The 15,708-nt window shown below is 69.7% G+C and carries 15 protein-coding genes; 9 read left to right on the top strand and 6 right to left on the bottom strand.

The annotated features are described in order from the left end of the window. The first annotated feature begins 48 nt into the window (after positions 1-48). Together AWQ71_RS38130 and AWQ71_RS38125 are read left to right on the top strand one after the other, a co-directional pair. Positions 49-1,503 (top strand): alpha/beta hydrolase, encoded by a 1,455-nt coding sequence (locus AWQ71_RS38130; protein WP_067143775.1) that lies wholly within the window; start codon positions 49-51, stop codon positions 1,501-1,503. 113 nt (positions 1,504-1,616) lie between these two features. After that, entirely contained in the window at positions 1,617-3,665 is a 2,049-nt protein-coding gene (locus AWQ71_RS38125) for a sensor histidine kinase (RefSeq protein WP_157570832.1), read from the top strand. Here the strand turns inward: AWQ71_RS38125 and AWQ71_RS38120 are convergent. The 5 genes from AWQ71_RS38120 to AWQ71_RS38100 are packed head-to-tail and all read right to left on the bottom strand — an operon-like array spanning position 3,662 to position 6,876. Continuing rightward, a complete protein-coding gene (locus AWQ71_RS38120) occupies positions 3,662-4,033 on the bottom strand; it encodes a DoxX family protein (protein WP_067143773.1) in 372 nt (123 codons plus the stop codon). The genes AWQ71_RS38125 and AWQ71_RS38120 overlap by 4 nt on opposite strands. 31 nt (positions 4,034-4,064) lie before the next feature. After that, the gene (locus tag AWQ71_RS38115; RefSeq protein WP_067143771.1) at positions 4,065-4,862 is read right to left on the bottom strand and encodes an ABC-2 family transporter protein; all 798 of its coding nucleotides are present in this window, start codon (positions 4,860-4,862) and stop codon (positions 4,065-4,067) included. Further along, entirely contained in the window at positions 4,859-5,623 is a 765-nt protein-coding gene (locus tag AWQ71_RS38110; RefSeq protein WP_067143769.1) for an ABC transporter permease, read from the bottom strand. The genes AWQ71_RS38115 and AWQ71_RS38110 overlap by 4 nt, the downstream gene beginning before the upstream one ends. Then, positions 5,616-6,530, bottom strand: coding sequence for an ABC transporter ATP-binding protein (locus AWQ71_RS38105; protein ID WP_067143767.1), 915 nt, complete (start codon positions 6,528-6,530; stop codon positions 5,616-5,618). Before AWQ71_RS38105 ends, AWQ71_RS38110 begins: the two co-directional genes overlap by 8 nt. 55 nt (positions 6,531-6,585) lie before the next feature. Then, on the bottom strand, positions 6,586-6,876 hold the full coding sequence (locus tag AWQ71_RS38100; RefSeq protein WP_067143765.1) for an antibiotic biosynthesis monooxygenase: 291 nt from the start codon (positions 6,874-6,876) through the stop codon (positions 6,586-6,588). A 61-nt stretch (positions 6,877-6,937) separates the two neighbouring features. Here AWQ71_RS38100 and AWQ71_RS38095 point away from each other — a divergent pair, with 61 nt between their 5' ends. The 4 genes from AWQ71_RS38095 to AWQ71_RS38080 all read left to right on the top strand — a co-directional run bounded on the left by AWQ71_RS38095 (position 6,938) and on the right by AWQ71_RS38080 (position 11,444). Next, positions 6,938-7,582, top strand: coding sequence for a TetR/AcrR family transcriptional regulator (locus tag AWQ71_RS38095; protein WP_067143763.1), 645 nt, complete (start codon positions 6,938-6,940; stop codon positions 7,580-7,582). Then, positions 7,582-8,049 (top strand): SAM-dependent methyltransferase, encoded by a 468-nt coding sequence (locus AWQ71_RS38090; RefSeq protein ID WP_157570831.1) that lies wholly within the window; start codon positions 7,582-7,584, stop codon positions 8,047-8,049. The genes AWQ71_RS38095 and AWQ71_RS38090 overlap by 1 nt, the downstream gene beginning before the upstream one ends. 171 nt (positions 8,050-8,220) lie before the next feature. Further along, the gene (locus AWQ71_RS38085; protein WP_067143759.1) at positions 8,221-8,751 is read left to right on the top strand and encodes a pyridoxamine 5'-phosphate oxidase family protein; all 531 of its coding nucleotides are present in this window, start codon (positions 8,221-8,223) and stop codon (positions 8,749-8,751) included. A gap of 203 nt (positions 8,752-8,954) precedes the next feature. Further along, on the top strand, positions 8,955-11,444 hold the full coding sequence (locus AWQ71_RS38080) for an excinuclease ABC subunit UvrA (RefSeq protein ID WP_157570830.1): 2,490 nt from the start codon (positions 8,955-8,957) through the stop codon (positions 11,442-11,444). A gap of 303 nt (positions 11,445-11,747) precedes the next feature. On the opposite strand, the gene AWQ71_RS38075 is transcribed toward AWQ71_RS38080, so the two are convergent. Further along, positions 11,748-12,989, bottom strand: a complete 1,242-nt coding sequence (locus tag AWQ71_RS38075; RefSeq protein WP_084259760.1) for an MFS transporter — start codon at positions 12,987-12,989, stop codon at positions 11,748-11,750. A gap of 73 nt (positions 12,990-13,062) precedes the next feature. Between AWQ71_RS38075 and AWQ71_RS38070 the strand changes: the two genes are divergently transcribed. The 3 genes from AWQ71_RS38070 to AWQ71_RS41085 all read left to right on the top strand — a co-directional run bounded on the left by AWQ71_RS38070 (position 13,063) and on the right by AWQ71_RS41085 (position 15,692). Continuing rightward, entirely contained in the window at positions 13,063-13,965 is a 903-nt protein-coding gene (locus tag AWQ71_RS38070; protein WP_067143755.1) for a LysR family transcriptional regulator, read from the top strand. A gap of 106 nt (positions 13,966-14,071) precedes the next feature. Further along, a complete protein-coding gene (locus tag AWQ71_RS38065; RefSeq protein WP_067143752.1) occupies positions 14,072-15,244 on the top strand; it encodes a glutathione-independent formaldehyde dehydrogenase in 1,173 nt (390 codons plus the stop codon). A gap of 244 nt (positions 15,245-15,488) precedes the next feature. Beyond that, the gene (locus AWQ71_RS41085) at positions 15,489-15,692 is read left to right on the top strand and encodes a DUF397 domain-containing protein (RefSeq protein ID WP_245658939.1); all 204 of its coding nucleotides are present in this window, start codon (positions 15,489-15,491) and stop codon (positions 15,690-15,692) included. Positions 15,693-15,708 lie beyond the last annotated feature (16 nt).

Genomic DNA, 15,708 nt, shown 5'->3' with positions numbered 1-15,708 from the left:
CAACGACCCGGCAGAGTCGTGGACATCCGCAGAACCGAAAGGATCCTGATGAAAACCCCCGCCCTCTTGTCCGCAGCCGCCCTGACGACCGCACTGCTCGCGGCCCCGGCGCACGCCGCCGCCACGCAGTGGGGCGCCTGCCTGCCCGGCGAGGGCGTCGATCCCCGGCAGGAGTGCACGACGATCGAGGTGCCGATGGACTACTCCGCCCCCGGCGGTCCGTCGGTCACGCTGGCGGTGTCGAGGATCAAGACGGCTCGCCCCGAGGTCCGCCGTGGCGTGTTGCTGATCATCCCGGGTGGTCCCGGCAGCCCGGGGTTGAACCGGCCCAGCACCCTGGTCAAGAAGCTGCCCCAGGAAGTGCTCGACCGCTACGACATCATCGGGTTCGACCCGCGCGGCGTGGGAAAGAGCTCACCCGTCTCCTGTGGGCTCGCGCCCGCCGACCTCTCCCTCACGCGGCTCAAGCCGTACCCCGACGCGGCCGGCGGCATCACCGAGAACGCGGCGTGGTCGCGCCGGATCGCCGAGGCCTGCGCCCGCAACGGCGGGCCGCTGATCCGGCACATCAGCACCCGCAACCACGCCAGGGACATCGACCGGATCCGCGTGGCGCTCGGCGAGGACAAGATCTCCTACTGGGGCGTCTCGTACGGCACCTACGCGGGCGCCGTCCACGCCACGATGTTCCCCGGCACCACCGATCGAGTGGTCCTCGACAGCAATGACGACCCCGATCCGCACAAGGTGTCGCGCCAGTGGCTGGCCAACTACGCCGTCGGTGTGGAGGACAGCTTCCCCGACTTCGGAGCCTGGGCGGCGGCGCGCGACAGCGACTACGGCCTCGGTGCCGACGCGGCCGCCGTGCGCCGGACCTTCCTCGATCTCGCCGCCCGGCTGGACCGCGAGCCGCTGGCGTGGCCGGGCGCCAAGCCGGAGCAGCAGTTGACCGGCAACCTCCTGAGGGAGACCCTGCTCAACGCGCTCTACTCCACGGCCAATTACCCGATGCTGGCCGGGCTCATGAAAGCCGCGCTGAACCGCGCCGAGCTGCCCACTCCGAACCAGCCGGAGGAGGCCGCTCTCCAGAACACCGCCGCGCACGCCGGTGCCACGATGTGCAACGACATCGAATGGCCGAACTCGATCGCCCGGCACGAGCAGCAGGTCAAGCGCAACCGGGCCGCCTACCCGCTGACCGCGGGCATGCCGGTCAATCTCGGGCCGTGCGCGTACTGGCCGTTCAAGCCTGTGGAGAAAGCCACCAGGATCAGCTCGCGCGGCCCGGCCAACGTCCTGCTGATTCAGAATCTGCGCGATCCGTCCACGCCTTACAGCGGGGCCCTGAAGATGCGCGAGGCGTTCGGGCAGCGGGCTCGCATGGTCGCCGTCGACTCCGGCGGTCACGGCGTCTACCTCGCCAACGGCAACGCCTGCGGCGACCGGACCGTCACCGACTTCCTCGTCACCGGCCACCTGCCCGCGCGTGACCGGAAGTGCTGATGACTCGGCCATGACACACGCCGGCTCGGTTCGGGCGGAACCACGGTACCAATGTGAGGAATATCGCCCCCATGTGGTGACATAGCGATCCGTCATGATTCTGGGGGGTCGCTGTGTCGCGTCGTGCACGCTGGATCGTCGTCGCCGTGCTCGCCGGATTCTCCAGCGTCTACGCCTTAGCCGCCCCCTATGGCGTCCTTCTGGCGGCCCCGATGTTCGCCATGCAGCTGCCGTACGTTCTGCGGCTCTCCCGTCCCGCTCGCCTCCTTCCCGCCCAGGCCGTGATCGCCTACGCCGCCACGGCCTGGCTGGACGTGCCGGTCGGCCTGCTCGGCTTCCTCGGCGGCTCGCTGCTGCTGACACGGCTGTGGCCGCTGGCGATCCCCGTCGCGGTGAGCGCCGCGATCATCGATCGTGAATCATTCGACTCCACGATCTCCATGATCCTCATCTCGCTGATCATCTATGGTCTGACGCGGCTCATCGAGCAGGTCGACGAGGTGCAGGCCACCAGGCGCGCCCTGGCCGCCGCAGCGGTGTCGGAGGAACGGCTGCGCATCGCCGCCCAGCTCAACGACGGTCTTGGCCGGGCCCTGGCAGGAATCACCCAGGGGTTGTCGGCCGAGGCTCCCAGCCGCGAGTCCATCGCCGAGGTTGTCGGCACCGCGCGCCTGGCCCTGGCCGAGGCCAGGTCCGCGGCCTCCGACTACCGCGCCACCTCGCTGGCGCCCGAGATCACCACGGCTCGGGCGATGCTGAGCGCCGCCGGCGTCCCGGTCGAGGTCCAGATCGGCCACACCGAACCGCTCGGCCCCCCGGGGGCGCTGCTCGCGACGGTGTTGCGGGAGTCGGTCACCCAGGTCGTACGGCACGGCGGCGCCACCTTCTGCGCCATCGAGACCCGCGTCCTCGCCCATCAGGTACGGCTCCGCGTGACGAACGACGGCGTGCCCAACGCCGGCGAGGAACTCCTCGGCGACCTGCCCGCCCGGCTCGCGGAGGCAGGCGGCACCCTCACCACCAGCCTGTCGCCCCAGGGCCACCACGTCGTCGAGGCCGTGCTCCCGCGGCTGGCCGAAGAGAGCGCCACCCTGTACGGCGAGGAGCACGCCTACGCTCTGTCGATCAGCCTCCTGACCGCGATCCTCGTGGGCTTCAGCGCCAAGGCACTGCTCCAGGCCCCCTCCGGCCTCCTCGTCCCCGGCCTCGTCCTGCTGGCGGCGATCGTCTTCATGCACCTGAGCTTGTTCAGGGGACGGCACACGGTGGGACTGCTGGTCATGGCGGCGCTGGCGTACGCGCCGATAGCGCTGTTCGGCCGGGCCTGGCTGGGTATCGCCGGGTTCCTGGCCGGGCCACTGCTGCTCACCTTCCCGTGGGCATTGGGGCTGTCCCTGGTCGCCGGGGAGATGGCCAGCGTGGCGGTGATCGGCGTCCTGCTCGGGCTGCCGACGCCCGTCGTGGTCAACTACACGGTGAGCACCCTGGTGACGGGGCTGGTCATCTACAGCCTGAGCAGGCTCGGCCAGGTAGTGAAGGAGTTGCGGGAGGCCAAGGAGGAGCTGGCCAGGACCGCGGTCGTCGAAGAGCGGCTGCGCGCCGCCCGCGACCTGCACGACCTGCTCGGGCACAGCCTGGCGGCAATCTTGCTGAAGTGCGAGCTGGCCAGGCGGCTCGACGCTCCGCGGGCGCGCGTGGAGCTCGCCGAGGCCCTGGAGATGGCCGAGCGGGCCAAGACTGATCTGCGCGCCGTGTCCGGTGGACAGCTGGAGTTGGAGCTCACCGCCGAGGCGGAGTCCGCGCGCTCCGTGCTGACGGCCGCGGGGATCGAGGTGTCGTTGTCGCTCGGGCATGAGGCGCTCACCTCCGACGCCGAGACCGTGCTGAGCGCGGTGCTGCGTGAGGCGGTCACCAACGTACTCAGGCACAGCTCCGCACGGCACTGCGCGATCGCGACGGTGACGGAGGGGAAGGGGATACGGCTGCGCGTCCGCAATGACGGGGTGGCCTCGGTGAAGGGGCGTCCTGGTTCGGCGGGGGTGGGGAATCTGACCACCCGGCTCGAGACCCTGGGCGGGCGGCTCGCCACCTCGCACGGGGACGGGCGGTTCGAGCTGACCGCCTGGGCGCCGTACGAGGTCGCCGCGGTGGGCAGCCGTTAGAAGGCGTTCGGGCCGAAGCGGCCCCAGGCGATGAGGACGGCCAGCGCGAGCAGCACCGCGTTGACGGCGACGGCCGCCGGCTCCTTTCGGCGGACGTGGGTGACGGCGGCGCCGAGCATGATGATCGCCAGACCGACTGCGGCCAGCGGGGTGAGGATCGGGGCGATGCCCGTGGCGGCGGGCAGGATCAGACCGAGGGCGCCGAGAAGTTCGACCACGCCGATCAGGCGGATCCGGGCCGGGGCGAAGTCCTCCACCCAGGGCAGCATGGGGCGCAGTCTCTCCTTGGGCAGGGTGGAATGCAGGACCCCGGCCAGGCCGAAGACGGCGGCCAGGACGGCCTGCGCCACCCACAAGAACACATTCACGTCGATTGCTCTCTTCCTTCAGGTTCTTGGCCTAGTAGCGGCCGAGGGTGCCGCGGTGCCGGGCGAGGTGTTCGAGCCGGTTGAACAGGATGACCCCGGCGGCCGTGATGAGCAGCGGCTGGGTCAGCAGCCAGCCAAGGCCCCAGCCGGTGGGGAGTGCGGCCAGGGAATGCCCGCCGAGCAGGATGTCGCGCATCGCCTCGATGCCCGGCGCGATGGGGACGACCAGCCGGCTGAGGAAGGCGATCGGGTCGGGCAGGGCGGCCAGCGGGACCAGGGTGCCGCCGGCGATGGCGTAGAGGGCCACGGACAGCTGGGTGATGATCTCGATGCGTTTGAACACCAGGGTCAGCCCGCACAGGATCAGCGCCAGCCCGCAGGTGCCCAGCACGATGGCGGCCAGCGGGACGATCACCTGCGCGTCGAAGGGCAGTTGCCCGCCCTGGATGCTGATGGCGACCGCGCCGGTGGTCAGGACGGCCAGCGCGGTGGGTACGGCCGCGATCACGGCGGCGACCTGCCGGCCGAGGATACTCGCGGCCGAGGGCAGCGGGGTCAGGTAGGTCTGTTCCAGCACGCCGGACTGGATGTCGCCCAGGTAGCTCCAGAACACCCGGTTGACCTGCTCATGGATGAAGGTCAGCGCCACCATGCCGAGCAGCACCGGCAGCAGCAGGTCCGCACGCAGCTCCCCGCGTCCCATGAAGAGCACGATGAGAAGGTAGAACAGCGGAAACGTGATCATCTCCATGAGGACCTCACGCCATCCGGCGAGCAGGTTGAGCAGGCCCTTGCGGACTTCGGCGGCCAATCCGCGGGCGAAGGTCATGACGACTCCAGGGCTCGGCGGTGGTTGCGGACGAACAGCAGGCCGGCGACGGCGGTGAGGGCGAGGGTGTGGGCCAGTAGCCAGGGCAGGGTGCCGCCGCTCCAGAGCTGTGTCAGGGTTCGGCTCTCGAACAGCGTCTGGGTGAGCGCCTCGATGCCCAGCGTGGTGGGCAGGACTCTGGCCGCTGCGGCGAGCCAGTCCGGATACAGGTTCAGCGGCAGGAACGAGCCGTTGAGCAGGAGCACCAGCGAGGTGAACAGCGACTGCAGGGCGCCGATCATCGGGGAGACCAGGGCGAGGCCGGCCAGCAGGAAAGTGAAAGCCAGCGCGTTGATTCCCAGAAGCGCGGCGGGCAGGAGCGCGGCCCAGCGGAAGGGGATGGTGATCCCGGCCACCAGCATCGGGACGAGGGCGGCGACGGCGGCCACGGCCAGCCCGAAGATCGAGGCGGTGATCAGCCGGCCGAGCATCGGCAGCCACGGCGGCGCCGGGCTCATCTGGGACTGGGCGAAGGTGCCGGCGCGTTTCTCCTCGATGAGGTCGGCCACCATCACCAGGCCGGCGTACTGCAGGAACCAGTAGCCGCCGATGGCGACCAGGGTTTGCGGCAGCAGGTCCTGACGCAGTTCGCCCTGGCCCAGGACGAACTGCAGGCCGAGGTACATCATGGTGCTGATCAGCAGCGTGATCACATGTCCGACCGGGTGAGCGAGCTGAACCCGCAGGCCCTTGCCGATCTCCGCTCGCACGATCTCACGCATGGGACGGCTCGTTCACCAGAGCGAGGAACACATCCTCCAGATCGGGCTGCACCTGCGTCAGCGACTCCAGCACAACCCCCTGTGCGCGCAGCCGCTCAACCACCTCATACACCTCGCTCGGATCGCTCACCCGCACGCTGATCGTGGTGACGCCCTCCCGGGTAACGGCGTCGAAGCCGGGCGGCGCCGCTCCCTCGACGCGGATCTCGTACCGGTCGCGTTCCCGGAAGCGCGCCAGCAGTTCCCGTGTGGGCAGGTCGGCCACGAGCCTCCCCTGGCGCATGACGGCCACCCGGTCGCACAGTTCCTCGGCCACATCCAGCTGGTGGGTGGTGAGCAGGATGGTGGTGCCGAGCTCACGGGCCTGCTCGGCGATCCAGTTCTTGACGGTGCGGGTCGCCTCGACGTCCAGGCCGAGGGTCGGCTCGTCCAGCAGGACGACAGGTGGGTCGGCGATCAGCGCGACGGCGATCGCGACCTTCTGCTGCATGCCCCGGGAGAAGCCGCCCACCTTGTCGTGGCGGCGCTCCCACAGGCCCAGATCCGTCAGGAGATCCTGGGCGCGCTCGGCGACCCGGGCCTTGCGCATGCCCTTGAGCCGGCCGAAGTACATCAGGTTCTGCCAGGCCGACAGACTCCAGTAGACGTTTCGTGAGCCCTCCAGCACGGCGCCGAACTGCGCCATCGCGGCTGAGCGCTGCCGGGTCACGTCGAAGCCGCCCAGCCGGACCTGACCGGAGGTGGGGGTCAGCAGGCCGGCCAGCATCTTGATGGTGGTGGTCTTGCCGGCCCCGTTGGGGCCCAGAAAGCCGAAGACCGATCCGGCGGGGACGGTCAGCGACACCTCGTCGACCGCCCGGACCTGCGCCGAGCCGTACACCTTGGTCAACGCGTCGATTTCGATCATGTCATGTCCTTGAATCGGGGATCCCGGCCCCGGGTTCCGGGGCCGGGACAGGCGGTCAGATCTCGGCCAGGACCTCGATGTCCTCCGCCGTGACGTCGCGGACCACCTCGAACGCCGCGACGGCCGCGGGGGTGCCGGGCGCGGACTGGCGTGCCGCCTGGAGGCTGGCGGCCGAATCCCAGCGCCAGACGCCGACCCACGTCTCGTCGTTCAGCCGTCCGAGGCGTGCCTCGGTGAGGCCGGGCAGGGTGGCTCTGATCGCGGTGACCAGGGCGGCGTGCCGGGCCTGAACCTGCTCGGCGTCGGCGGGATCGGCCTGGAAGCGGGTAACGCTGATGACCGGCATTAGCTGGACCTTCTCTCTAGAGTTGACTTCTATTGAACAAATCTAGAGATAGACTCTAGCCATGAGTGATGTCAAGCGGCCGAACAAACGAGCGCAGAAAGCCGGGGAGACGCGTCGGCGCATCCTCGACGCGGCGATGGAACTGTTCGTGCAGGACGGATACGGCGCGACGAACCTGCAGGACGTCGCGGACAAGGCCGGGGTCGCGGTGCAGACGATCTACTTCGTCTTCGGCAACAAGCGCGCCCTGCTCAAGGAGCTGGTCGACGTCACGATCGCCGGAGATGACGAGCCGGTGGCCACGATGGACCGGCCCTGGTACGTCGACGCGCTGGCCGCCGGCACCGCCCCGGACATGCTGCGCGCCTACGTCGCGGGCACGACCTCGGTCCTGGAGCGGGTCGCGCCGATCGGCAAGGTGCTGGACGGGGCGTGCGCGAGCGACCCCGAGGTCGCCGCGCTGTGGCCCCACGACGTCGATCCCCGGTACGTCGTCCAGCAGGGCGCGGCCAAGGCGCTTGCCGGCAAACCCGGGGCGCGAGCCGAGGTGTCCGTGGAGGAGGCCGCCGACCTGCTGTACGGCCTGCTCAGCCCCGAGCTGTACCTGCTGTTCGTCCGCGAGCGCGGGTGGACGCGCGAGCGCTGGGAGCGATGGGTCGGCGACACCCTCTGCGCCCACCTCTGCTCCATGCGAGGTGACTCATGATGGACGACGCCATCCTGAGCCCCGTCGCCCGCGTCCTCGGCGGGCGGCCGGAGATGTACGAGGACAACTGGTACGACGTCAAGGCCGTCATCCGGCTGGAGGACCGCTTCGAGCCGTCGGCCCTGCAGGGCTTACAGGAGTTCTCCCACCTGGAGATCGTCTTCCGGTTCGACCGGATCGACGAGGCGGACGTGCAGAGCCGCCCCCGGCCGCCGCGCAAGAATCCCGACGGCCCGCTCGTTGGTGTCTTCGCGCACCGTGGGCCGTATCGGCCCAACCGGCTCGGCGTCTCGGTGTGCCGGCTGCTGGCCGTTGATGGCCGCGACCTGCATGTGGCCGACCTGGACGCGCTGGAGGGCACCCCCGTGCTGGACATCAAGCCCTATCTGGTCGAGTTCGCGCCCACCGACCCGGTCCGGCAACCGGCCTGGGCCACCCATCTCATGCGCGAGTACTACAAGGCGTGATCAGGCCTGGCGGCGGCTGACTTGATCGACCGCACGCCGACGGAGCGGCCCCGGTGGTGTTCGCACAACCGATGAAAACCATGACACAAGGTGTCGGGTTTTTAGGCGAGCATTGTTCGCTGGTCGGCGCCGATGGAGGACGCGGACCGAGCCCTACGGACAAGGACCGCAATGCGCGAAACGCGAGAAGATCTCAAAGAGCTACAGGCCCTGCTGGACGCTTCTCTCTCCCGTTCCACCTCGCATCTCCGCTCGATCATCAACACCGAGAGCACACTGACCGCAGAGGAGCTCACCGGGGTCCTCACCGGGATGTGCACCCTGGCGCTGTCCACCGTGACGGCGAAGGGCGAGCCGCGGATCAGCGGGGTGGACGGGCACTTCCTGCACGGTAAGTGGCACTTCGGCACGGCCCGCAAGGCCGCCAAGGCCCGCCATCTGGCCGCCCGTCCCGCCGCCAGCGCCGCGCACATGCGCGGTGAGGACCTGGGCGTGTTCACGCACGGCACGGTGGAGATCCTCAACCCCCCAGGCGGCGAGCCGGCCGCGGACTGGCCGGACCTGCTCGCCTACTTCAAGGACTTCTACGGCGACAACCTCTTCGACTGGGACAACGACGTGGTCTACTACCGGCTGCATCCGCACTGGATGAGCGTCTTCGCCCCCGACATCGCCAAGCTCACTGCGGCGTCCCGTTCTTGATCTGTCTGCAGCACGTGCCGCATCGGGACCGGCCACGTGCTGAAAGACCTGATGAAGCGGTCGCTCAGCGCCATCTGGTGATGAGCGGCCGCCGCGTTGTGGCGTGATCGGTTCGTTCGGCATGGGGGTCTGTACGCCCATGTTCTGCTGTGTTGCGAGAGGTTGGACGAAGGATGACTGAATTCGTACGGAACGTCGCGAGTATGGGTCGCGAGACCATCGACGTGGTGGGGGCTCGTACCAACAATCTGCGGGATGTGTCGGTGAGCATCCCCAAGGGGCAGCTCGTCGCCTTCACCGGAGTGAGCGGCAGCGGCAAGACCTCGCTGGCCATCGACACCCTGCACAACGAGGCCCAACTGCGGTATCTGGAGGGGCTTTCGCCGTTCGTACGGCAGTACATCACCCAGCGCAACCGCCCGAAGGTCGACCGCATCCTGGGACTCGGCGCGACGCTCGCGGTCGACCAGCGCCGCCTGAACCGCAACCCCCGCTCCACGGTCGCGACGATCACCGGCATCGATGGGCACCTGGGACTGCTGTACTCGCGCCTTCCGGGAATCGGCGCGGGCCCGGCGGCGGAGAGCGGAGACGGGCATCTGACGACCGCTCACTTCGACCGCGATACGCCGGAAGGGAGCTGTGCGGACTGCCACGGGGTGGGCGGACGCTGGCAGGCGCAAGAGGACCTGATCATCCCCCACCCGGAGCTTCCGCTCTTCGAGGGGGCTTCACCCTGGTACGCGAAGTGGCGGTCGGGGGAGCACGCGTTCGTGCCGGCGCTTGCCGAGAAGCGGGGCGTGGACCTCGGTCGGCCGTGGCAGTCGCTGCCTGAGGAGTTCCGCCACTGTGTGCTGTACGGCACAGGTGAGGAGAAGGTCGAGGCGACCGTCGACATGTCCAGCAAAAAGGAGACGGTTTCGGTGACCTACACCTCGAGCCAGCCGCTGCGGGGCGCGCTCGCCGAGGTGGAGCGGGTGTTCATGAACGCCCAGACCTCCAGTGCCAAGCAGCGCTACCTGCCGTACATGCGCAAGCAGCCCTGCGGCACCTGCGGCGGCAGCGGGTACAACCAGGTGGCCAGATCCGTGCGGCTCGGCGGGCTGACCTATCCCGACCTGCTCGAGGTGGACGTACGGGAAGTGCGCAGCTGGGCGGAACGTGTGGCGAATGACCTGGGCGCCCGGCAGCGCGAGGTGGGTGAGCCACTGCTGCAGGACCTGGGCCGCAGGCTCGGAATCCTGGACCGGCTCGGCCTGGCCCATCTCCAGCTGTCCCGGAGCGCGGCGACACTGTCCGGGGGTGAGCTGCAGCGGACCCGGCTCGCCGCGCAGCTCAGCACCGAGCTGAGCGGCATCATCTTCGTCCTGGACGAGCCCGGGACCGGGCTGCATCCGGCGGACAAGGCACACCTGCTCGACATCGCCCTGGAACTACGAAAGGCCGGCAACACGGTGCTCCTTGTCGAGCACGACCCTGAGCTGATCGCCCGGGCCGACTGGGTGATCGATATGGGGCCCGGCGCGGGCCGCCTCGGCGGTGAGATCCTGGTGTCGGGTCCTCCCGCCGACGCGGCCGCCCATCCGACGTCGCTGACCGGACGTTATCTTGCCGGCGAGGGGCCGAGGCTGCGCCGGACCCGCCGCCCGGCCACGGACGACACCGGCTGGGTGGAGTTGCACGGCCTGCGTGCGCACAACGTGACCGCGGACCTGGTGCGTTTCCCCGCAGGTCGGCTCACCTGCCTGACCGGGGTGAGCGGCAGCGGCAAGAGCAGCCTGCTCGGCGCGCTCGCAGCGGGCGCGGAGGCCGCCCTCAACGGAACGGCGACCGACACGGTGCGGAAGGTGACCGGGCTGGAGGGGTTCGACTGGGTCGCCGTCGTCGATCAGGAACCTCTCGGGCGGACGCCGCGGTCCAACCCGGCCACCTACAGCAAGGCGTTCGACATTGTCCGCAAGCTGTTCGCCGAAACCGACATGGCGCGCGGGCACGGGGTCAATGCCTCCTGGTTCAGCTTCAACACCGCGGGTGGTGGCCGCTGCGAGATCTGCACCGGTTATGGCCGCAAGTTGGTCGACATGCACTTTCTGCCGGATGTGTGGGTGGTCTGCGACGCGTGTGAGGGCCGGCGCTACAAGCCGGAGGCCTTGGAAATCAGGTATCAGGGGCTGGCCATCGATCAGGTGCTGGAGCTGACCGTCGCCGAGGCCGTGGAGCAGTTCTCCGAACCCCGGCAACTCGCGGAGACCCTGGGAGCCTTGAACCAGGTCGGGCTTGGCTATCTCCAGCTCGGCCAGAGCGCCACCGAGTTGTCCGGCGGCGAGGCGCAGCGGCTGAAGCTGGCGTCCGCGATCCAGCGCGGTGCGGCGAGCCGCAAGGCCGGGCTCGTCGTTCTCGACGAGCCCGTCTCGGGCCTGCACCCGTCTGACATCCAGCGTGTGGTGGATGCGCTCGATGTGTTGCTCGACTCGGGCAACACCGTCGTTGTGGCCGAACATGACATCCCCGTCGCCGCGTCCGCGGACTGGGTGATCGACCTGGGGCCGGGGGCTGGTCCGGACGGGGGTGCGGTGGTCGCGGAGGGCACTCCGGACGCCGTCGCGACGGCGGACACCCCGACGGCCGGATTCTTCCGGCGGTACGCGGCGGGCCTGCCGCTCCTGGAGTTGCGAGAAGGCGCGCGCTGCTGAGACGCCGGGGCAAGCGGACTGATTCATCACTTCAATTCCGGGCCAGTCGAGTCAGGCCGGATGGCACGGGGCAGAATACGTCACGGTTAGTCCGAGAAACTCAGAACGGAAAGTCACGCCGGCGTTAGCCCGGATGACCGCCTAACGCGACTTTTCGTGCTGATGCTTGTCGCACCCGGTGACCTGGGCGAGGCCATGGCCGCCCATCGAGGAACGTGCTCCCCCGCGTCGACCCGGCTCCCGCCGACCACGTGAGCCAGGTACCTGAGACGGTCCTGCTCGGCGGCCAGAACGCCTGAGCGATCACACGGTCATGCTGTCTCGATCAACCAGCCGGCTAATGGAGACGTCCCGCGCCCGGGGAGCGGGTACCGGGATCATCCACGGTCCGGCGAGGAGCGCGACGGCGACTTGTGCGACACCGGCGACGACCAGCGTCGGCCCCGCGCCGGCCAGGCCGATGATCGCTCCGCCGCCGAGCAGGCCGAGTGACACTGCCCCGTCGTGCACCAGGCTCTCGGCGGCGAAGGCCGCTCGCCGTTCCGCGCCGTCGGTCCGAACGGTGATCAGCCGGTTCATCGCTCCGATGCCGAGCGGCATGGCGAAGCCGCCGACTGCGGCCAGGCAAGCGATCAGCGTGAGCGACGAGGTCACCGCGGGCAGGGCGGCGAAGGCCATTCCGAGGACGATCCATCCGGTGGCCATGGTGCCCAGTGACGGTAGTCGGGGGACGACCGTCGGCGCCATGAGCGCGCCGATGAGGGAGCCCACTCCGTACCCGGTCATGCCGGCCGAGATGAGCAGCCCGGGCCGGCCGGTCTCGGCGCCGAGGATCGCCAGCCCGAGGGTGAAAGCGAACCAGACGAGGCCGCCGACGCCGGACATGGTCACGGCGCGGCGTACCTCCGGGTGACGGGCCAGTATGTGCCGGAGGGCCGGCGCGTCCGTTACCTCGCCGTCGGCGGTGGCCGTCGCATCGCCTCTTACTGTCAGCAGTACGGCCGCGCCGAGGCCGACGCCCGCCGCCTCCGCCCAGAGCAGCTCGAACGGGCCGCTGACGCTGATCGCCCACCCGGCCAGCGGCGGCGCCAGGATCATCGTGCTCCGGTGGGCGAAGTCCTGCCAGGCGAGCATCCGGGCGGCGACGCCGGAACCCAGACCGTCGCAGATGTCGGCGAGTAGTGCCCGCTGGGCCGGTGCGCTCACGGCGGTGGCGCAGCCGGTGATCAGCCCGGCGGCGGCCAGGTGGATCGGGCCGACGGTGCCGAGGGCGGCGCCGATCGGGACGACGAGCAACCCCACCACCTGGACGGCGAGCACGCCGGCGAGAGCGTGGCCGGTCGTCAGTCGTTGCCGTAGTCCCCGGGCCCACCACGCCGATGTGAGCATGGGCAGCCCGACAGCCCCGCCGACCAACCCGGTGGCCCAGGCCGATCCGGTCTCGGCGAGCGCGACGAGAGGGAGCGCCACGGCGGTCGTGCGCTGTCCCATCCAGGTCAGGAACGTTGTGATCAGCATGGCGGCGATATCGCGGCGGGCGGTCATGGAGCCAATCCTGAAATCAGGTGGGATTCCCGGGTAGGTCGCGGATCGCCCTGTCGGCTCATAATGTGGACTTATGAGCTCATTACCCACGGTCGAGGATCTGCGGCTCGTCGAGGCGCTCGCCCGGCACGGCTCGCTCGGCGCGGCCGGGCGAGAACTGCTCATCAGTCAGCCGGCCGCGAGCAATCGGCTGGCCGCGCTGGAGCGGCGGATCGGCGAACGACTCTTCGACCGGGACACGACCGGAGCACGACCGACGCCGGCCGGGCGGGCGCTCGCCGCGGAGGCGGCCCACGTCCTTGAACACTTGGAGGCGATCTTCGATCGGACCCGGGCGGCGGCGCGCGCGGGCACCCTCACCGTCGGCACGTTCGGCAGCCTCGCCCCGTGGCTGTTTCCGGCGTTGGAGGGACTACTGGGCGACGTGACGGTGCACCAGGTCACCGACCACGGCGATCGGCTGGTCGAGTGGGTCGGCGAGGGTTCATTGGACGTGGCCTTCGTCGCGATCGCCAATCAGATGCGGTTGCCCAGTACGGTCGGGGCGTTGCCCGTGGCCCGCGATCGGCTCGCCGTCCTCATCCCACCGGGTGTGCCGCTCGGCTCCGGGCGCAAGCCGTTCGCCGGGCTCGATGTGGTCGCGTACACCTACGACGCGTCCACCGCCACGCTGCACCGGCGGCTCTCCGAGCTGGGCGCCCGGCCCCGTACGGCGGCCACGGCGGAAACGGCCGTACGGATGGGCCGCCTGCTTCGCTGCCCGATCGTCCTGCCCCGCGGGATGGGCATCTCGTACGCCGAACCGGAGGAGCAGGTCTCGACGGTGGCCGTTCCGGGCAGGCTCACCCTCTTCATGGTGACCCGTCGCCCTACCCCACCTCAGTTGATGGCGGCCGCCGACCGCCTGTCGGCTCGCATGGGCCTGGAGCCCGCGTCGGAGTCACCTGTTGACGCCCAAGAGTGGGTACAGCGGTGAGTGACACCCAAGGGAGCGTCACCACGGATGCCGGGGATCGGCGTGCGACGCGGCCGCCGGGGGAAACGGTGGAGGTTCGGATGACGACAACCGGTGAGGGGCCGGCATGAAGGCGGTCGTCTTCGCCGGCACCCGCTCGGTCGCGGTCGAGGACGTCCCCGACGCGGTGCTGGAGGAACCCGAAGACGTCGTCGTCAGGGTCACCTCGAGCGCGATCTGCGGGACCGATCTGCACATGTACGACGGGCGCACAGGAGCCACCCAGGGGCTGGTTCTGGGGCACGAGCCTCTCGGGATCGTCGAGCGGGCCGGTTCGGCGGTCGAGATGGTCAAGCCCGGGGACCGGGTGGTGATCCCGACCCATGTGTATTGCGGGGTGTGCGTCAACTGCGCGCGGGGGCTGTCTGCCGCCTGCCTGCGAGTGCGCCCCGGCGGCTTCGGCGCGGCCTACGGCTACGCGGGCATGGGTCCGTACCGCGGCGCGCAGGCCGAGCTGCTGAGGGTGCCCTTCGCTGACGCCAACTGCGTCCCTGTGCCCGGGGAACCGGGCGACGCCCACGAAGATGATCTGGTGTTGCTGGCCGACGCGTTCGTGACGGGCTGGCACGCGACCGTGTTGGGCGAGGTGACCGCGGGCGCGACGGTCGCGGTGTTCGGCGCGGGGACCATCGGCCTGCTCGCGGCTTACAGTTCCCTGCTGAAGGGTGCCGCCGAGGTCTACGTCGTCGACGCGATACCCGAACGGCTGGACAAGGCCGGCGAAATCGGTGCCGTTCCCGTCGACTACCGGCAGGGGGATCCGGTCGACCAGATTCGCGAGCTACGCCGGGCCGGCGGCCTGGCGCCCGGCGAGACGGCGATGGGCGGGGTCCAGGTGGGCATCGACGCGGTGGGATTCCAGGCCCACGACCGCCTGACCCCCGGAGCGGAGAACCCGACGCAGGTCGTTTCCGATCTCGCCAGGCTGATCAACCCGACCGGGCATCTGGGCATCATCGGTGTCTACGCCGAGAAGGACCTGCACCCGGCCCCCGAGGGGCACGCCGACGGCCGCCTGACGGCGCCGTGGGCGACCTTCTTCTCCAAGGGGGTTTCGGTGAGGTTCGGCCGCACGCATGATCGTCGCTACACAGTGTTGCTGCGTGATCTCGTGTTGTCCGGCCGGGCCCGTCCCAGCGTGGTGGTCACCCATCACGGCAGGCTCGATGACGCGCCCGGCTTGTACCGGGCCTTCGACCAGCGCGCCGACGGAGTCATCAAGGCCGTCCTGCGGCCGTGACAGCGGCCCCGTAGGTGCGCGCGAGCGGTACTCCAGCCGGCCTCCCCTGACACGCCTTCCGGTCGCCGGTCAGCAGCAGGTCGAAGAGGAGACCGCGGGTGGCGGCCAGGCTCAGCCGAGCGAACGCGGGGGCCTCCGTCCGGCCCATCCCACTCCGTAGGCAGATCTCGGTCAGCGGGGACCGGGCCCGAGCGCCGCCGTGTGGCGAAATTCGTCACGCTCCGGCGGGAATGGCGGCTAACGTGTGGAGGTCGCCGGGAATCTTCCGGACATCATCGCGATCCGTGACAGCAAGAGTCCCGAGCTGCTTTTCCGTCCTGCCGAGTGGCCAGCCTCCATCAGTGGCGTCAAGGACGGCGATTCGACCGAACACCTGAAATCAGGAACTGCCGACGGTGGCCATGTCCGCCTTACGGCTTCGCCATTTCGTGGAGTGAACCCAACGTGATCGATGGATGGCAGTG

The organism is Microtetraspora malaysiensis (assembly GCF_001528665.1).
In the GTDB taxonomy this organism is placed as follows: domain Bacteria; phylum Actinomycetota; class Actinomycetes; order Streptosporangiales; family Streptosporangiaceae; genus Microtetraspora_A; species Microtetraspora_A malaysiensis.
Note: the sequence above shows the minus strand (reverse complement) of the source record. Positions and strands in the feature narration are given on the sequence as shown.